Genomic DNA, 18308 nt, shown 5'->3' on the forward strand with positions numbered 1-18308 from the left:
ATGGCAACACCTCCGAGCATCGATTCGCGATGAAGAGAGTGTATTAATGTTCCGTTACTTGCGTGTCAACGTACTAGTTCCAGTCAATTTCTGGTGGCAGGCACATGGTGGCAGGCGGTGCGACCAGGGCCGAGTGAGATTCTCGGAAGCCGCCCGTTGCCAGCGACGGCTATTGGCCGACACCGGGTTTACCCGAGCGTCCGCTGTACCGCCGGCCAACTCCGCCGACAGCTTTCTGGCGAAGAGATCGAACGAGCGTTGGGCAGCCACCGACCCTTCGGCGACATCCGTCGTGCTGATCCTGTAACCGCAAAGCCGCCGCTGGTGCGGGAAGTTCTGTTCTTACCGGTCAGCGACCAGCGCAGCTCGCACCGCTGCAGAGAGCCGGCGTTCGCTCGCGGTCAGGGCAGTCTGGTCGGCATGCCTCTCGACCTCGGCCGAAACGAACCACAGCCGTCGCGCGGGCGCCGCCGTCAAATGCCACGCGTTTCGCGGGCCCAGGCGTCGGGCGACTATCCCCTTCTCGTCCTCGGGATAGATCAGGAAGCCATCAAGACCCCCGTCATGGCTCCCGAAGGCGGACAGATACGCCGTGATCTGATAGAGGTCCTCAGCGCGTACGCCCCTTCGGTTGTATTCGTTCGGTCGCGTCGTTTTGTATTTGGCGTCGACGATTGCGACGCAATCCTTGCGATGGTCCGTGATGACAATGTCCGGCCGCAGTGAGCCCTCAACGGCACTGTCGATATCGTTGCCGAGGAGCCAATACTGGTGTGTACGCGCGCGGCCCGTGTGTTCAACGGTCAGACCCGGCAGCCCTGTCTGCAGCACCGTGGCAACGTACAGCTCCCAAATCTCTGCCATGTCGAGGAGCACACCGAAGGACTTGCCGGTGCCGGTTGCGCTCGCGCCCGGCGGACGTCGGGCCAGAATTGCCAGGGAGAGGTCGACAACGGCTCGGTAGCTTTCGGTGATCGGGGTATAGCGAACGCTGTTACGTACCACGGCGGCGGTTGTTGTCCATCGCGCATGCCGCGACGAGCAAGGTGCCGTTCTGTAAGCGATACGGCATCCAGATCGCCGAAGAAGACTGGCTCGCCCTGTACATGCGCCGCCTTCGCAGTGACAACGGCGGCGCCAAGTCTGAGGCTGGCATCGAGGGACTGACGCGCGCCGAGATCAGTGTGGAGTTCGTCGAGTCCTACGCCGCCGAGCGCAAGGGGACGCCCGAGTCGAAGCATCAGATGCTCAATCGCACAGCGGGACACCAAATGGCCGGCAGCACGCAAGGCGATCGTCATCGCCGGGGCGACGTAGACCCTGCCAAGGATGCGTGCAGGACCCACGGCGAGTACATGTATCACGCCATCAAGGCGATCCTGTACCACAACAACGTCCAACGGGTATGGTTGCGCGCATTGGCGGGTCTTTCATCAATGGCCGGTGGCGCGGCACTGCGCTGAGCATGAGGTGCTGCTGGAAACGTGCTGCGCGCACTGCCAAACGCCCTTCACTCGTGGAAACGAGCCGCGCCTGGCCGACGATCCGTGCCCGGCATGTGGATGCGGCGACGGTAGGGCGCAAACGGTCAGTCCGCCGAAGGGCTACTGGCCAATGCTGCACCGAATGCATGACCTCCTCACGGGGACTGCAAAGGCCGGCAGCCGGCTTGTGCCATCCATGTCATTGCCAGAAGTTGATCCGTTCGCGATCAGCGCACCACGGCGATCTGCCCAGTTGAGGGCTGCTGTGAACCAGCTCCTAGGGCACTGGCAGGTGGAGTCATTGGAGCAGCTGGCTGCCACGTTTGGCATCAACTGGATCTGGTACAACGAGGTCGAGCGTTCGGGACACATGAAGGGGCTGCCCCCCTTGATTTCACTGGCATTGATGACCTGCATGACGGAGCCTGAGCTGCACGGCGTGACTGACAAGAGCTGGCACGGTTTCGGAGCAAGCGGATCCGCACGAGTAGCGGCGCGGGCGATGTGATGCCGGAGCAGGCTTGGGTCCCACCAGCGAGTAGATCGGAATTGGAGTCCGGCTAGGTTCGGGTGCACAACCAAACATCGTCCCCACAGCGTGGTGTACTGGATCGGTTACCGGCACTACGTCTTCGACCTGCGGGCGCAGCAATGGCGGCGGCGCGACGTCAAGGGCCACATGATCATCCTGCGCTACGCCGACGATGTGATCATTGGCTTCGAGCACGAGGCCGAAGCACACCGCTTCTGGGACGTAATGCGGACGAGGTTAGAGCAGCTCTCTCTCGAACTGCATGGCGAAATGACCCGACTGCTGTAGTTCTGCTGCCACGCGATCGAGCGACACCAGCACAGCGGGCAGGGCGATCCGCAGATGTTCAACTTCCTGGGGCTCACGTTCATCTGTCGCAGGTCGCGGCGCGGAGCATTCCTGCTTGGCGCCGCACGCTACGCGACCGCACGCGTACCGTATTGCGGGAACTCAAGGACGAAATGCGGCGACGACGCCACGACGGCCTGACCAACCAAGTTCAATGCTTGCGCTTGCTGGCCGAAGGCTGCTTCGCGTACCACGTGGTGCCGACCAACGCTCACGCGATTGACGCTTACCACCATCACGTCATCGATCTCTGGAGGCGCTCGCTCCGGAGGCGCAGCCAGAAGGACCGCATGACCTGGACGCGTATGGACCGACTGGCCGCCGAGCGGTTGCCTTCACCCCATGTGCTTCATCACTGGCCAGAGGACTACTTTGCCGTTAAACACCTGAGGTAGGAGCCGTATGCCCGAATCGGGCACGTACGGATCTGTGCGGGGAGTGCCGGGCAACCGGCACCCCTACCGCGATCGCCGACACTCTTCGCTACTGCTTTTCGCTGGCGCGCACCTTTAGGCCCGTCTCTTTCGCGAGCACTTCTAGCCGCCTCCTTCCGACAACTCCGTCGTCAGTACGTAGGAACGCTCGAAACTCTGCTTGAACCTTGGCTTGAACCCCCTCTTCGCTGTTCCTCGTTTTTGCGTACTTTACTTTTATGTTTGACAGGAAGTCCGCAAATTTATCTGAGACCAATGGAATCTTCACCTTCTGTGCAGGCCCGACTACTGATGCGTGTCCGTCAGTACTCACGATATAGTCGGTTTCCGGATTCCAAGGCTGAGGTTTGTTTTTGACGACCATTGCATTTGTGCAGTTCGGATCCTTCGGTGGATCCGGACACCAGCCATCGCAGGAACCCTCCCCGACGTAGCAATTATTGTTTCGTGGGCCCATGCATATCATGACCGCTGCTTGAACATTCGTTGTTATTAGCATCAGAAAGAGCAGCAAAGGGCTTACTTTACGACAAGTAGCTAAGAAATTTTCCATCACATTTCTCCAATGATAGTGATGACGTCAGAAAGGGCTGACACCCACGCACTGTACTGACCGATATCAAGTCGACTTCCCATTCGAACCAGCTATGAACGACCTGCAGGGCTAGGAAAGGCCTGCGAGTCCCGGGCAAGATCTGAATGCGCGGACGGCCTGCAATATCGACCGTTCAAGTCATGAAGCAAGCCGACCTTGGACTGAACCAGACGACCAACCGAGCGCGCAAACGCGAGTTCCTGGCGCAAATGACACCGGTACGGAATCAGGTCGAACCGCACTAGATGGCCTCGCCTCGAGGAATATTTTCCGGCGCGAGCACTGGATGCCGAACTGGGTTGGTCATCCGTAGAACTCGGCCGGCACGTGGCAGCACGAGGCCATAGGCCCTGTTCAACGAAAGTGCTAGCCTCAGCGTAACTAGGGATAGCAGACGCGGAGTGACTATCGGTTTCGCGGCCCTTGAGCTCCCGGTCGAACACGTGCGACGTGTGGCTCGCCAGAGTTGACCATTCCATGTTTAACACCGGCCATGCGCTGTCGGCCGAAAGCTTCAAGTGGCTATTCCTTGGTACAAGTAGCCAGGACATGTCGGGTTCTCTGTTTGGTGGCGTTGCCCGAAGCGTTCCTGTCGGGTGAGCCATTGCAGCGCAGTGACAGTTGCACCGCAACGCTGCCTGGAAGCCGCAAGGTGACGGTGGATCAGACGATGCGCAGACGATCCGAGGGATTGCCTATGCGCACGGAGTTGGCCAGCTCGCGCAGCCAGGCGGCGCACGCAGCGGCCTGGGCCGATGGCCAGCGCACGCACAGCTGCGTCGCGCCGCGGGTCAGCTCGACACGGATCTCCTCGGCAACGGGCGGCTCGGCCTGTTTCGGTGCAACAGGGCTGGAGGTCGCGGCCACAGGCGCTGGCGCGATCACCACCGGGATGAACTGCAGCGAAGACGCCGAGGTGCCATCGACGCGTGCCGGCTTGCGGGTCACAACCCTCGGCGCGGCCAGGCCGGTTCGCTTGATGCCACGGCCGACTAGCCACTTGCGCAGCAGGTGGCAGCGACCGGCGTAATCAGGCCACTTCGGAGTCGGCGTATTCAGGCCACCTGAGGGTCAGTCGGGGACGGCGGCAGAGTCGGCATATACCGGCCACCGCGGAGTCGGCGTAATCCGGCCAGGCGGGAGTCGGCATGTACCGGCCACTGCGCCGGTGCGGACCCGGTCTGGCTGACCCCGGCCAACGCTGCAGGGCATCTCGAAGCTTCAACCGTCCACGACGGCTACCTTGGCGGCTTTTTGCCGCAGGAGGTGGCTGCCGTGGGCCGCAGGAGAATCGAGATGTTCCAGTACCGACAAGTCCTCGTGCGGCTGCGCGCCGGCGACACCGTGCGCGAGGTCGCCCGCAGCGGACTCATGGGCCGCGACAAGCTGGCGGCCCTGCGCAGCGTGGCCCAGCAGCAGGGCTGGCTCGACGCGAGCACCGAATTGCCCGCCGACGAGGTCCTCGCGGCCGCCGTCGGCCCGCCCCGCCGGGCCAGCTCCACCATCTCCAGCGCCGAGCCGCACCGCGCGCTCGTCAAGGCTTGGCTCGATGCCGGCGTGCAGGGTCGTGCCATCCACGCCGCGCTGCAGCGCGAGCACGCCTGGGGCGGCAGCTACTCGGCCGTCGTGCGGCTGCTGCGGCAGTTGCGCGGCGAGATCCCGCCTGAACCCACGGTCCGGCTGAGCTTCGCCCCGGCCGAGGCCGCCCAGGTCGACTTCGGCGCCGGCCCGGTGCTGCTGCACCCCGACGGCAAGCCCCGGCGCACCTGGGCCTTCGTGATGACGCTGTGCCACAGCCGCCACCAGTACGTCGAGTTCGTCTGGGACCAGAGCTCAGCCACCTGGCTGGGCTGCCACCGCCGGGCCTTCGAGTGGTTCGACGGCGTGCCCCAGCGCGTCATCATCGACAACGCCAAGTGCGCCATCGTCAAGGCCTGCAGCCACGACCCGCTGGTGCAGCGCGCCTACGCCGAATGCGCCGAAGGCTACGGCTTCAAGATCGACGCCTGCCCGCCGCACGACCCGCAGAAGAAGGGCATCGTCGAGTCGGGGGTCAAGTACCTCAAGGGCAACTTCCTGCCCACGCGGCACTTCCGCGACCTGGCCGACCTCAACGCCCAGGCGCGCGGCTGGGTGATGGACGAAGCCGGCGTGCGCTGCCACGGCACGACGCGCACGCAGCCGCTGGCCCTGTACGCGCTGGAGCGGCCGCTGCTGCGCCGGCTGCCAGCGGTGGCGCCCGACCTGGGCAGTTGGCACCGCGTGGTGCTGCACCGTGACTGCCACGTCCAGCACGACCGTTGCTTCTACTCCGCGCCCTTCGCGCTGGTGGGCAAGACGCTGTGGCTGCGGGCCACCGACACCGTGGTGTCGCTGCACGAGGACTACCGGCACATCTACACCCACGTGCGCGCGCAGCGAGCGGGCCAGCGCCTGACGCTGGCCGAGCACCTGCCGCCGGCGGCGCGGCTGTTCTTCGAGCGCGACCGCCGCTGGTGCGCCACCCAGGCGCGAGCCGTCGGGCCGCGCTGCACGGCGCTGATCGAGCGGCTGCTGGGTGACCGTGTGGCCGAGCGGCTGCGCGCCGCCCAGGGCGTGCTGGCCATGGGCTCGCGCTACGGCACTGCCCGCCTGGAGGCCGCCTGCGAGCGCGCGCTGGCCCACGACAGCCCGCACTACCGCACCGTCAAGACCATCCTGGCCAGCGGCGCGGACCGCCAGCCGCTGCTCGACCCCCACACCCCGGCGGCCTACGGCCGGGCCCGCTTCACGCGCAGCGCCGCCGATCTGTTCGCCGGCGACAGCCATGGCGTCGACGGCACGGTGCATTGATCAGGAGGAGCCAGCCGACCAGCCAACCCCCATCAGTCCATCCACCGCACCAGGCCGTGGACATGTGGACGAAGCGCCTGGACGGCGCCGGCCCGGTCCGTGGACAACGCGGGTACGCGTTGCCCACCGCCCGGTCCCTCGACCACATGCCCACGGCCCTCCACCATCACTTGAAGGATCAAGACCCTTGAACACCAACCCCATCCCCGAGCTCGCCCCGCAGCTCAAGCAGCTGCGCCTGTCGGGCATCCTGGACTCGCTGGAGTCGCGCAACCGCCAGGCCATCGAAGGCAGGCTGGCCTACACCGAGTTCCTGGCCATGCTCGTGGGCGACGAGGTCGCCCGACGCGAGAACAAGAAGTTCAGCATGCGGCTGCGCCGCGCGCAGTTCCGCACCACCAAGACGCTGGAGCAGTTCGAGTTCGGTCGGCTGCCCAAGCTCAACCGCTCGCTCGTGCACGACCTGGCCACGGGCCGCTACCTGCAGGAGAAGGCCCCGGTGCTGATCGTCGGCCCCAGCGGCATCGGCAAGAGCCACCTCGCCCAGGCCCTGGGGCACTGCGCGGTGCGCCAGGGCATCGATGTCGTCTTCACCTCGTGCGCGACGCTGACCCAGAGCCTGAGCGCGGCGCGCGCCACCGGCATGTACGACCGCAAGCTGGCCACGCTGTCGCGGGTGGGGCTGCTGATCATCGACGACTTCGGCCTGAAGCCGCTGCGCGCGCCGGCCGACGAGGACCTGCACGACGTGATCGCCGAGCGCTACGAGCAGGCCGCCACCATCGTCACCAGCAACCTGGACTTCGACGAGTGGGACCAGGCCTTCGCCACCAACCGGCTGCTGGCCTCGGCCACGCTGGATCGGCTGCGCCACAACGCGTACTGCCTGGAGCTCGACGGCCCGTCGTACCGCGATCCGAAGGTCGCTCCGGCGGCCAAGAAGCGAGCCCCAAAAACCATCGTCAACGCGGCAGAATAAACCCGTCAACAACGTAGTTCGAGATGCTCTTCGGCGCCACGACACGTGGCCGGTATATGCCGACTCCGGGTGGCCGGATTACGCCGACTCCTGACAGCAGGTTCACGTTCAGGCCATGGGCCAGCGCGACGGCCGCCACCGATGCGCCTGGCTGCTGGCACTCGGCCAGGACCTGCGTCTTGAACTCTGCGCCGTGAACGCGCCTCTTGGATTTGGATTGCGTAGGTGCCCACCTGTTTGAATTGGTGGGCACCATCGTCAGAGGCGCCTCGGCACTATTCAAGATGGGATGGCTAGACGCTCACTGCCGCTCGGTGCGAGGATGCGGCCGCTGGCGGAGTGACCGAGCAGAAGCCAGGCCGTTCGCAGGTTCTTCGCTTGCCAGTAGATCACCGGTGCACAGCTAGGCATAGGGCTCATGCACTCATCGGGTCTAGCCGTCATCACTTCCGCATTGAAGTGCACTCGAGGTCAAACCTGTAGCAATGAACCTCCTGCCCGCGGTCAATGCGGGGATGGCCATTCAACGCCATCAGCGCCGAATTGATTCCTAAGGCTAAGGTACCGGCGCGCCGCCCGCCGGTATAGGTGCATCCAAAAAGCACTTCCTTCGGCCAGTTGGTGCAGAACGGACATGTCGTGAACGACGGCCGTAGCCAAACGGTCCACGTCCAGTGTCAGCCTCGCGATTCTTCGCTCGGGATCTGTGGCCAGGTCAGCGGAGGATCCACCGCCCCGCGCGGCCAGCTTGCGCACCGCAACTCTTGCCCGTGCAGTCTGCGTGAGCCAGAGTCCTAGCACGTTAAGGCGTTCAACGATCCATCGGAGAGCAATGGGTCGCGGACTACCCAGATCAATTAACCGTCGCTCCGCGCTCGCAACGTACTGCAGGGCGTCGACGAGAGCACTATTGTCGTTCGGGAGTGCCTCATCGCCTCCACTCAGATCCCGTCCAATGTTTACCACCGTGCGCGCGATGGAGGACTGCATCAAGAGCGATTGGATACGCTCCCGCTCGTAGAGATGTACATCGCGTGTCAGGATGTCAGCGCGGCTTCTGGCGTACTCGAGCAGCCATCGAGACGCGGAAGACGGGGCCAGTCGATACCCGCTTCCCGACGCCACGTCGTCAGCACGTCGCGGTGGCAATGCAAGCAGTCTCGCAAGCTTCAATGTAGTACGAATCCCGGTCCTGTATGCCCGAGAGGACACCCTTCCCCACCGCTTACCATGCCTGTCCAAGTGCATTCCGACCTCAGCACGGAGCGCGTTCGCAAGCCAGAACGCCGTCCATGCCACAAAGAACTTCGCGAGCTCGTTATCGGAAGTAGGCTCCCCCGTCTTGTCCGCCGACTTGCTGGGCGCGACTTTCGTCGGGCATCCGTCCTGGATGCGATCAGCCTCATTCGAGAGCACGTCGGCCCAGCGAGCCATCATGTCCGCTGCAAATGCCAATTCATCCGCGCTATGAATGAGGGCGAGCCATCCGTCGCGCAGTTCCCTCAGCGCGCCTGGCGCCCGAAACGGATCTCCGCCCTGTTGGGAAATGTCAAACAAGTATTCTGCTAACAGCTTCAACTTGTATACCCAGAGTCCGTCCTTGTCGACGAGCTTAAGAGCGGCCAAACAGATGCGAGCAGCATCCTCGCTGTCCGTTCCCCCTGCATCGAGAATGTCGTACTCAAGCTTCAGCGTGCGCCTAACAGGGGCCCGCAGCTCGCCACTAACACCGCTGCCCCGCTTTGAGTTCGCTACTGTTCCAGACGGCTGCTTCACGAGCTCCTTAACTATTTCCAGGCACCGCTTGGCCAGTTCGTGGTCTTCTGCATCCGAGGCTGCAAGCAGCAAGTTCTGAAAGAACTCCGCCTGTAGTAGAGGTTCGTGTCCTTGCACGGTTCCCAACGAGTTCTCGCGCTTGACCCGTGCGTTCTTCACCAACTTGTCTAACGCGTGATGCGAGGCGTCATCCGCTTGACTGGCGTCCGTCTCCATGGCGGTCGGCGGATACTGGGTCTCAGTAGACCTTGGATGACGTCCCGGATACAGCGCCTGCAGCAGTAGACCAACTCGTAGCTCGCTTCGACCGGTAGCCCGGGTCAACCACCACTCGTCCCTCTCTACAAGCTGCCGATAGAGGACGGAATAGGTAAACGCGCGGCGACGATAGTGCTCCGCCGGAAAGAGAAGCGTCTGGTGATCGATCTCCTCGTTCCTCGCATCTCCTAGTTCGATGCCCTTGAGGGCGCCCGCCGCAGACACATGGTGAAGCGCTTGTACGAGTCGTCGAAATCTATCGGGGGAGTCTGCTCCGTGTGGATCGGCGTTGCGTAGAAGCGCCGTGGCCTGTCGCATGCATTCGCCGGCAGCGGCAAGCTGCATCAGACCCCATCCAATGCGGGTCAGAGCGAACGCTCGCGGGTCATCAGGTGAAAAACTCAGACGCCGGCAGACAGCCTCAATCAACACATCTCGAACGTTTGCGTTCCGAAACACGAGAACCGGCTTGAACTGCCCCCATGCGGCATCGTCCTCGTGACGGATGAAGTCTAGATCCCACTGTTCCAGATCCTTCTCGACTTCCCACCGGAGTTGCCTGGGCCCAAGGTACTCGTCAGAATCCTGCAGTTCAATACTCAACAGCCCGCCGAAGCGTCCATAGAGTTTGCTGTCGGCTAGCGCGTCCGCGGCGTCAAGGTCTTTGCCCAGGTGACTGTCGCGTACCTTGCGCATTTGGAGATAGAGGTTGTCGATCTCCGTGGCAGCCTTGCCGAGCAACTCACCGCAACGGTCGAATTCCTCTCGCGGAACAATTCTCTGGATCAACACGCGCCACCGGCGAAACACCCGCCGCAACGTCCCAATCAGAACGCCGTCTGGGACACTCGCGATCAAGCACAGCACGATTAGGTTGTGGGGGCTGCGTTGCGCGAGGCCCTCGACTAAACCTTGCACCGTTGGGCGCGATCCCGGCTGCGACTCCGGCCACGCTTCCGGCTCGAATCTTCGTTGCGCAGCCAGCGTCTGCTTGGCCAGCCGACAAGTCTCGTCGGGGAGGCTGCGGCTGACTTCGACCACGCCGATCGCAGCATCCGACCAAGCGCACCGCCCCGCGGCGCCATCGGACAGATCATGGATGCCCCGCATCGCACGTGCGGGCAGCAGGAGAAACCGGGAGGCCGCGAATGCTCCATCCCATGCTCTGTCACAGGCGTCCGAGACGGGCGGAGTAGCTAACCCGCGGATGATCTCTTCGAACACACTTGAACCACTCAGAAAGTCGAGCAAAGGGCCAATCCGGCCACCTGCGTTTCGGAGGCCCTCCACGATGACTAGGCATTTGTAGCGGCTCAGTCCCTTTCGCAGCACCTCAACGACACGGCCGATGTCATCGGCGGTCCACTGCGGTCCCTTGTCAGGCAGCATGACCTGGAACGCTTCGGCCAAAGGCCGGAGGAACTCATGCGTCGAGACCCGGAAGAAGGGTCTATCGGTGCGGGACGCACATAGCCAGATGACTCTCCACTCCGCTTGGCGCTTGATCTCGTCGACGCAGGCACGGGCAATGGTGATCCCCATCGCCGGCTGAGTGCCGCAGGGCCATTGCACTATCGAATGAACTGGAGACGCCTCCGTCATCTCGGCCACAACGATCTTCGCGAGCGACTCCACCCTCGCCGGCATCACTTCCGGCCCGAGCGATGTCACGCGTTGACCCATGTCGACCGAGTGGCGTGGTCTTGACAGGCCGGCACGCAGCCAGGACTCGAACTCCCCGAGTGTTTCTCGGCCTACAAGACCGCCAAGTTCGACTTCCATTAGATCGGAGTACCGCAAGACGGGTAGCCGATCCCGGAAGGACAGTTCATTGAATGCGGCGAGCAAGGCTCGCCACTCGGGATCCGCAGTCGAGTAAGCAGACGCAACCCTGGGATTCCGATTGCTGCCCTGCAGTAGCTGCCGGACACGCGCCACCACGTTTGCAGCCGCTCTCGTGTGAGTTCCTTCGCCCAAAGCAGCCGCCACCGCGGCGGTCAGTTCCTCATCTCCAGGCAAGTCGCCGCATACCAGCTTGATGAGAAGCAGAAGCCGAGGCAGAGGGCCCAGACGGCCGTTAACACTTATCCAGGCCTCGGCATTCCAGACGCCCAGCGCCGCCACCCCTTCCCGGGCTCTCGAAACCTCTGACCGAGCTTTCGGCGCGTGCCGACCTTCTCGCGGCTCGGTCCACTGAAAGACACATGACAACGCAGCCAGGTACGCGCGCTTGGACTTCTCGTCTCTTGTTGCGTCACACGCCTGCACAAACTCTCGCACCCAGCTTTGCCGAAGCACTTCGTCGAACTGCTGAAGAAGCTGGTTGACCAACTCGCGGACCGTGCCGGTTCGCTTGGGAGGAGCGATCACCACAACTACGTGGTTTGCGCGCTTCTGGCTGCCCTTCGGAGGAATCGGCGACATGAGTTGAACAGTCGCTTCGCCATTTGCCCATGAACGTCTGGCGAACTCTTGGTCTGATTTCCTCACTCACCTCCTCCCCCGCGACAAAAATGTTTCAAGATGGTTTTGTCTTCTTGGTCCTGCTAGAGGCACAGAGCAGATTGCGCTGTCACAACTTGAAATCAAAGGTCCGTTGCACGCACGAGAAAAACACGATAGCCAATTACCCCCATAAGTCTAGTGGGTATTGCACACCTGCCCCGTCGGTCTGGTTTGCAGCACCGCTGCTGCTGCAAGTTTCGTTGGTTGCCAACTCGCTCCGTGAGGTTACACATCCGCGCCGTACAAAGTTTGCTCGCGAGAGTTGGTGAAAACCCTGACAGGCGACCTGCTACGCAGCCATTCCGCAGCCTGCCAACAAGCACGCCATGCGAAGAGCGACGTCAATCGTTGCTGGGAAGGGTCGCGCTGTCTATGCACAACGCCGCGCCGACGTGCAAGCAGACCCAGTTCGCAATCTGAACCTGCACGGCAATCATCAATCACCTTGAAACGCGCAGCAGCAGAACAGCCGCCAGCGCACGCGCCTTACGCCCCTCACCATAAGTTTGGAGTCGGGCATGTGGGTCGACCAAGAGCTCTTCATCGATCCCTCAACCCGCCGCTAGCCGGCTTCTTCACGAAAGGACCATCACGATGCACACACCGCCGAACAGCGCGTCACCTAGCACCCGACCGCCCGATGCGCACCATGGACACCGTGCAATGGGCACATCCGACCATAAGAACACCGTGAAGACCTTCCCTTCGACCCTCAAGCGCCGTTCGATCTGTGTGGCGGCATCGGCAGCCTTGCTGTGCATAGCGGCCATGCCGACCCCAGCGCAGGTCACGGCCACTTCGTTCCAGGCCTGGTCTGTTGACACCAATGGGTCTCTGTCCTTTCGGCCCTTGCCCTGTTCGGGTGTGGACGACCAACCGGTGATCGGCGGCTGCCCCGGCGCTGGCGTCGGCAGGCGCCCTCCGGTCGACGACCGCATCGACACCTGCTGCCTTTCCGACGTCGTGTGCCGACGGTCTCTCTCGCAGCGTCGGTGCGGATGTGTCGACAACATCGTCGTCAAACCTGGCGCGGTGACGGTTCGTCCCTGCGTTCGCGTGAACGCGCTGGGTATGGACAGAAGCTGCGTGTGCCAACACATCACGCTGTGATGGGAGCGGCCACAGTTCGTACAGATACCTCGGTTCTTGAGCGGACAACATCACTCAAAGTCCAGCATCAAGCGCACCTTAGAGGAGAAGGCCCATGACCTAGCTAAATGTCGCACCTCGCACACAGCAATCAAATTCACTCAAGGAATGTCATGAACCAGTTTCCCTTTTCCCTGAAGTCCCTGGCAAAGGCCGCCGCCACTGGAGCGGTCGCGGTCTGCTCGTTGGCGGCGCATGCCCAGTCGACCGACGCGCCGACCACCATCTCCAACTCCCGCTTCGACATTGATGCGGTGATGAGCGAAGTCAAGTCGGAGAGCAAGGCCGGCGAGCAGCTCACCGGCAAGCTGAATGCCGGTTACAGCCTGTTCTCCATCGGCGGCGAGTTTGGCAAGGCGATCACCGCGATGAGCACCACCACGCGCAACGGCGTAGCCGACGTGGGCAAGGGCGTGCAGATGAGCGGCACCACCGTGAACCTCAAGGCCGTCATGAACAAGGTGGACAACACCGGTGGCGAGGTCGCCAACGGTGTCGCTCAGTTCGGCAAGCCGTAGGTCCAACCCCGGCGCCGGCCCTCGGCCGGCGCCCTTTCGGAGCATCCCCATGAAGAAGACCATCGTCTCGACCGCCGCCCTCTCCCTCATGGTTTGCGCAGAGGCAGCCAAACCTAACCTCAACTGGCTGCCCCCTGAAGCAGTGGCCAATTCCACGGACGAGATCGTGCTGGAAAACCCGGCACCCCAGCGGGGTGCACCTTCGACGCCGCAGATGCTGACGCCTAACACGGTGTCCAGCGATATCGCCGCGATGATGCGCTCCATGCGCGGCGAGATTCAGCGCAACGTCGGCACCGCGACCCAGTCATCGAGCGCCAGCCAGGCCCTGACCACCGACGAGCGGCTGCTGCGCCAGTACATCGTGCGCGGCAAGCCCTTGAAGGTGGACATCTGCTCCAACACCGTGGAGTCCGGCAATGGCACTCAGGCGCGGCCTTCTGCAGACACCCGCATCGTCTGCATGGTCCAGGGCGTTTCGGTCCTGTCACCGCGGGGGAATTGACATGACCCCGAGCCGCCGTGACTTCCTGCAGTTCGTCGGCGTCGCCACAGCCGCGCCTTTCCTGCCCGGCTGCGCAACTTCTCTCCAAGCGCAGACGGACCAGCCCGAGCCATCGATGTCCAATCTCGCGCAGATCATTCCGCCCGAGCATTCCGTGACCGAAATGTGCGGCGCGTTCAGAAGCCACTTGGCTCAGAGCCTCGGCCCGGCCCCCGAGTTCGCCCGCCCCTCCATTTCAATCGGCGACTTCATCAACCTGGCCCAGTTGGCTGCCCCGGGAGCGCTGGCGCAGCACTACACGCAGACGATGGACGCCATCATCAACCTGTTCGGCGACCTCGAAGTGATGCGCGACGCTGACCTGATGGCCGTGAACTCACGGGCCAAGTCGGTCGACGACCTGCTGCAGGTCAAACTGCGATTGCGTGGCGCGGTGCAGGAATACATGCCGTCGGTGAAGGAGCAGGACGACGCCATCAGCGCCTCCGGCTTCGGGCGCGTGCTGGATGCGAGCATGCTGAAGTCGCTGAAGGGCAACTGGGGCGCGATCACGGTCACCACTACGGCGCTGGACGAGACGGGTCGCACGGGTCACTTCCTGGCCGAAGAGTCGCGCGCGGTGTACCTACGCATGAAGGGTGAGACGCGCAGCTTCAACGGGTCGCTGCTTTCGCTGGCCGGTGGCAAGTCGAAGTCAGTGCGGCTTGCATCGTCAGAGTTCGAAGTGGTGCGTCTGCTGATCGCGCGCAATGCCATCCTGGTCATCTCACGTGCCTTGTACCTGCCGCTGGGTCCCTGGGCTGCGAAGTACGACCTGCCTACCGAGACGGCGCCGCTCGACAGGCTGCTGTCGCGTGTGCGCATCCAGTTTCGCAGCCAAGGCCTGAACGACCTGGCTTTCCTGCAGCTCAACACGATGCGTGCGGCCGTCTGTGGTGCGATGGCGTCCAACCCCTTCGCGGCCGATAGCAACACGCGGTTCAAGGAAGTCAACGGCATCTGGGGCCTGCGCGCGGGTCCGACGGGCTCCGAGTTCTCGGTGAAGCCGAACATGCTCATTGCCACCATGCAGTCAGAGGGCAAGTTCCTGGACGTCTACGAGAAGGAGTACCTGGTGCTGCATTGCGCCCAGGCAGCCCAGCCGATGGCACAGCGGATCGCCGCGCGGCGCGCGCAACTGGCGTTGCTGGATGAGCTGAGGAAGCGCATCGAGCGCCGGGCCGCCGCAGGCGAGCCCGGCACCCCTGCGGCACGGGCCCGGGATCCGAAGACTCCTGCACCTGCCGCGTCAAGGCCCGCGGCTGCTTGCAGCGCCACTTCTTCCAAGGCACGCAGCGCCAAGCCGGCCTGCAGGCCGGCCCATTGACCCCTTCTTCCAACGGAGATTAGACCATGCACCCGTATCCTTTCGTACCGGCGCGTCTGCGCCTCTCGCTGCTGGCTACCGCCGCAATCACGGCGCTGGCAAGCAGCCACCTCGCCAACGCCGCTGAAGTCACCAACAGCACCTTTGACATCGACGTGGTCGCCTCGCGGATATCGGTAAAAAGCCTGCAGGGCTCGAGCAGCAACTCCAACCTGTTCGGCCTATTCGGGTCGAAGAAGTCGACGCCGGCGCTGGTGGGAAGGGTCTACGCAGGCTATGTGAGCGTCGAGCAGGGCGCTCGGGTAAACAACGTCAACGTCCGAGTCCGTGCAGTGGTCGACTCGATCCACAGCAACGGTGGTGATGTGTGCATCGCGTGCCAGGTGTTCAAGTAGTCTGTTGGCGCCGACTGAAATTTGACCCACTTACGAGGATCGTGCCGACGGAAATTTGACCCAGGTGTTCAACCTACCCTGCCCGACTTATCCACAACGGAGCGGGGTGTGAGGAGTGATCACCATGGCCATGATTGGCAAGGTTCTGCGGATGCACCACCGCGAGAAGAAGTCGGTGCGGGAGATCGTCAAGGCCACGAGCCTGGCGCGCAACACGGTGCGCAAGTACCTGCGCATCGACAAGGCCGAGGCTCCGAAGTACAGGCGCCCTGAGGTACCCACGAAGCTGGCGCCGTTCGTTGAAGCGGTGCAGCAGGCGTTGCTGGCCGATGCGCGCAGGCCGAAGAAGGAGCGCCGCACGGCCAAGGCCCTGCATGCGCAGATCACGGCCACTGGCTACGAAGGCGGCTACAGCCGGCTGACCGACTACATCCGGCGGTGGCGGGCCGAGCGCGGCGGCGTGCAGGTGGGGGACGCCTACGTGCCGCTGAGCTTCGAGCTGGGCGAGGCGTTCCAGTTCGACTGGAGCGAGGAGCCGCTGGTCATCGGCGGGCAGTACCAGCGGCTGCAGGTCTCGCACATGAAGCTGTGCGCCTCGCGAGCGTTCTGGCTGGTGGCCTACCCGGGCCAGGGCCACGAGATGCTGTTCGACGCCCACACCCGCTCGTTCGCGGCGCTGGGCGGCGTGGCCCGGCGGGGCATCTACGACAACATGAGGACTGCCGTGGACCGCGTTGGCAAGGGCAAGACGCGCGACGTCAACGTGCGCTTCACGACCATGTGCGCGCACTACCTGTTCGATGCGGACTTCTGCAACGTCGCCTCGGGTTGGGAGAAGGGCGTGGTCGAGAAGAACGTGCAGGACAGCCGGCGGCGCATCTGGCTGGATGCCCGCGATCAGCGCTTCAGCACCCTGGACGAGCTCAACGCCTGGTTGGCTGAGCGCTGCAAGGCGCTGTGGGTCGAGTTGCACCACCCCGAGCACAAGGCCTTCAGCGTGGCGGAGATGCTGGAGCTGGAGCGGCAGCATCTGATGCCGATGCCGGCACCCTTCGACGGCTACGTGCAGGAGTTCAGCCGCGTCAGCAGCACCTGCCTGGTGACGGCGGCGCGCAACCGCTACTCGGTGCCATGTGAGCTGGCCCGGCACACGGTGAGCACCCGGCTGTACCCGACCCGGGTGGTGATCGTGAGTGAGGAGCGCATCGTCGCCGAGCACCAGCGGCAGCCCGGCAAGGGCAAGACGGTCTACGACTGGCAGCACTATGTTCCCTTGGTGCAGCGCAAGCCCGGCGCCTTGCGCAACGGCGCACCCTTCATGGACCTGCCCGAGCCGCTGGCCAGGCTGCGCCAGGCGCTGCTCAAGCACGCGGGCGGCGACCGGCTGATGGCCCAGGTGCTGGGTCTGGTCAAGGGTGCCGGGCTGGATGCCGTGCTGGTGGCGGCCGAGCTGGCGCTGGAGCGTGCTGGGCCCAGCGGCCGGGTCAGCCCCGACCACGTAAGTAACGTGCTGGCCAGGCTGACGGCACCGCCGCGACCGGAGAACGTAGCCACAGCGCTGGGAGCGCTGACCAAGCCCGTGGCCGACACGGCGCGCTACGACCGGCTGCGTCGCATCCAGGCTGAGCAAGGAGCTGAAGATGCGTGACGTCATCACCGAGCTGAAGGCGTTGCGGCTGCACGGCATGGCCGCCACCTGGACCGAGCTGGGCGAGCAGAACAACGGCGAGCTGGAGCGCTCGCGCTGGCTCGTCGAGCACATGCTCAAGGCCGAGGCCAGCGACCGCACCACGCGATCGGTCAGCCACCAGATGAGCACGGCCAAGTTCCCCGTGCACCGCGACCTGGCGGGCTTCGACTTCGAGGTCTCGCCAGTGGACCGCAAGCTCGTCACCCAGCTTGCTGGCTGCGAGTTCACCCAGGCGGCCCACAACGCGGTGCTGGTGGGTGGGCCGGGCACAGGCAAGAGCCACCTGGCCACGGCCATTGGCGTGGCTGGTATCACCGAGCATGGCAAGCGGGTGCGGTTCTACTCGACGGTGGATCTGGTCAATGCGCTGGAGCGCGAGAAGGCCGAGGGCAAGGCCGGGCGCATTGCTGGCAGCTTGCTGCGCATGGACCTGGTCATCCTCGATGAGCTGGGCTACCTGCCGTTCAGCCAGGCCGGCGGCGCGCTGCTGTTCCATCTGCTGAGCAAGCTGTACGAGCACACCAGCGTGGTGATCACGACCAACCTGGACTTCGCCGAGTGGTCCATGGTCTTCGGCGACGCGAAGATGACCACGGCGCTGCTGGACCGGCTCACGCACCACTGCCACATCGTGGAGACGGGCAACGAGAGCTACCGCGTCACGCAAGCCACGGCCAGCACCAAGCGGCGCATCAAGGCCCGGGAGCAGGAGCGCAGGGCAAAGCCTGCAGAGCCGGGCTGACGATGAGCGCCGCGCGGCGGAAAGCCTCTGCGGGCTACGCCCTTCGCGTCTTCCCGCCGCGCGAACTCCATCCACGAAGAGGACAGAAAGGAACAAGGAGCTACAGTTGTCCACAGCCCGGATCACGCGATCTCGGCCACCAGCCCTGGGTCAAAGTTCAGTCGGCAGGGTGGGTCAAAGTTCGGTCGGCGCGGACAGTC

The 18308-nt window shown here is 63.8% G+C and carries 15 protein-coding genes; 12 read left to right on the forward strand and 3 right to left on the reverse strand.

The genetic code is table 11. The features are described from left to right. Positions 1 to 342 precede the first annotated feature (342 nt). Positions 343 to 1005 (reverse strand): 5-methylcytosine restriction system specificity protein McrC, encoded by a 663-nt coding sequence (locus EOINJALH_RS00050; RefSeq protein ID WP_158219588.1) that lies wholly within the window; start codon positions 1003 to 1005, stop codon positions 343 to 345. An 11-nt stretch (positions 1006 to 1016) separates the two neighbouring features. Between EOINJALH_RS00050 and EOINJALH_RS00055 the strand changes: the two genes are divergently transcribed. The 3 genes from EOINJALH_RS00055 (at position 1017) to EOINJALH_RS00065 (ending at position 2304) form a co-directional block, all read left to right on the forward strand. After that, positions 1017 to 1463 (forward strand): hypothetical protein, encoded by a 447-nt coding sequence (locus EOINJALH_RS00055; RefSeq protein ID WP_144289779.1) that lies wholly within the window; start codon positions 1017 to 1019, stop codon positions 1461 to 1463. 163 nt (positions 1464 to 1626) lie between these two features. Beyond that, positions 1627 to 1992 carry a hypothetical protein gene (locus tag EOINJALH_RS00060; RefSeq protein ID WP_144289780.1) on the forward strand — a complete coding sequence of 122 codons (366 nt, stop codon included), beginning with the start codon at positions 1627 to 1629 and terminating at the stop codon, positions 1990 to 1992. 90 nt (positions 1993 to 2082) lie between these two features. After that, complete coding sequence (locus tag EOINJALH_RS00065) at positions 2083 to 2304, forward strand: hypothetical protein (RefSeq protein WP_144289781.1); 222 nt, start codon at positions 2083 to 2085, stop codon at positions 2302 to 2304. Between the two features lie 1752 nt (positions 2305 to 4056). Here the strand turns inward: EOINJALH_RS00065 and EOINJALH_RS00075 are convergent. Beyond that, complete coding sequence (locus tag EOINJALH_RS00075; RefSeq protein WP_088278275.1) at positions 4057 to 4341, reverse strand: hypothetical protein; 285 nt, start codon at positions 4339 to 4341, stop codon at positions 4057 to 4059. A gap of 348 nt (positions 4342 to 4689) precedes the next feature. Between EOINJALH_RS00075 and istA (EOINJALH_RS00080) the strand changes: the two genes are divergently transcribed. Beyond that, positions 4690 to 6225, forward strand: coding sequence for an IS21 family transposase (gene istA, locus EOINJALH_RS00080; RefSeq protein WP_088278276.1), 1536 nt, complete (start codon positions 4690 to 4692; stop codon positions 6223 to 6225). Positions 6226 to 6412: 187 nt separating this feature from the next. Continuing rightward, entirely contained in the window at positions 6413 to 7204 is a 792-nt protein-coding gene (gene istB / locus EOINJALH_RS00085) for an IS21-like element helper ATPase IstB (RefSeq protein ID WP_199873101.1), read from the forward strand. Between the two features lie 504 nt (positions 7205 to 7708). On the opposite strand, the gene EOINJALH_RS30945 is transcribed toward istB (EOINJALH_RS00085), so the two are convergent. Further along, entirely contained in the window at positions 7709 to 11662 is a 3954-nt protein-coding gene (locus EOINJALH_RS30945; RefSeq protein WP_158219589.1) for a hypothetical protein, read from the reverse strand. 771 nt (positions 11663 to 12433) lie between these two features. Here EOINJALH_RS30945 and EOINJALH_RS30950 point away from each other — a divergent pair. The 7 genes from EOINJALH_RS30950 (at position 12434) to istB (EOINJALH_RS00110) (ending at position 18108) form a co-directional block, all read left to right on the forward strand. Next, positions 12434 to 12853, forward strand: a complete 420-nt coding sequence (locus EOINJALH_RS30950) for a hypothetical protein (RefSeq protein ID WP_144289783.1) — start codon at positions 12434 to 12436, stop codon at positions 12851 to 12853. 152 nt (positions 12854 to 13005) lie between these two features. Next, positions 13006 to 13410, forward strand: a complete 405-nt coding sequence (locus tag EOINJALH_RS00090) for a hypothetical protein (protein WP_088278277.1) — start codon at positions 13006 to 13008, stop codon at positions 13408 to 13410. 49 nt (positions 13411 to 13459) lie between these two features. Further along, positions 13460 to 13915: a hypothetical protein gene (locus tag EOINJALH_RS30955; protein WP_144289784.1), complete on the forward strand. Its 456-nt coding sequence runs from the start codon at positions 13460 to 13462 to the stop codon at positions 13913 to 13915. Between the two features lies 1 nt (position 13916). Next, positions 13917 to 15281, forward strand: coding sequence for a twin-arginine translocation signal domain-containing protein (locus EOINJALH_RS00095; RefSeq protein WP_158219590.1), 1365 nt, complete (start codon positions 13917 to 13919; stop codon positions 15279 to 15281). Positions 15282 to 15307: 26 nt separating this feature from the next. Further along, complete coding sequence (locus tag EOINJALH_RS00100; protein WP_088278279.1) at positions 15308 to 15676, forward strand: hypothetical protein; 369 nt, start codon at positions 15308 to 15310, stop codon at positions 15674 to 15676. Between the two features lie 124 nt (positions 15677 to 15800). Further along, positions 15801 to 17324 (forward strand): IS21 family transposase, encoded by a 1524-nt coding sequence (gene istA, locus EOINJALH_RS00105; protein WP_088278282.1) that lies wholly within the window; start codon positions 15801 to 15803, stop codon positions 17322 to 17324. Further along, entirely contained in the window at positions 17317 to 18108 is a 792-nt protein-coding gene (gene istB / locus EOINJALH_RS00110) for an IS21-like element helper ATPase IstB (protein WP_088278280.1), read from the forward strand. Before istA (EOINJALH_RS00105) ends, istB (EOINJALH_RS00110) begins: the two co-directional genes overlap by 8 nt. Positions 18109 to 18308 lie beyond the last annotated feature (200 nt).

The organism is Ideonella sp. A 288, assembly GCF_002198735.1.
GTDB lineage: Bacteria > Pseudomonadota > Gammaproteobacteria > Burkholderiales > Burkholderiaceae_C > Pseudaquabacterium.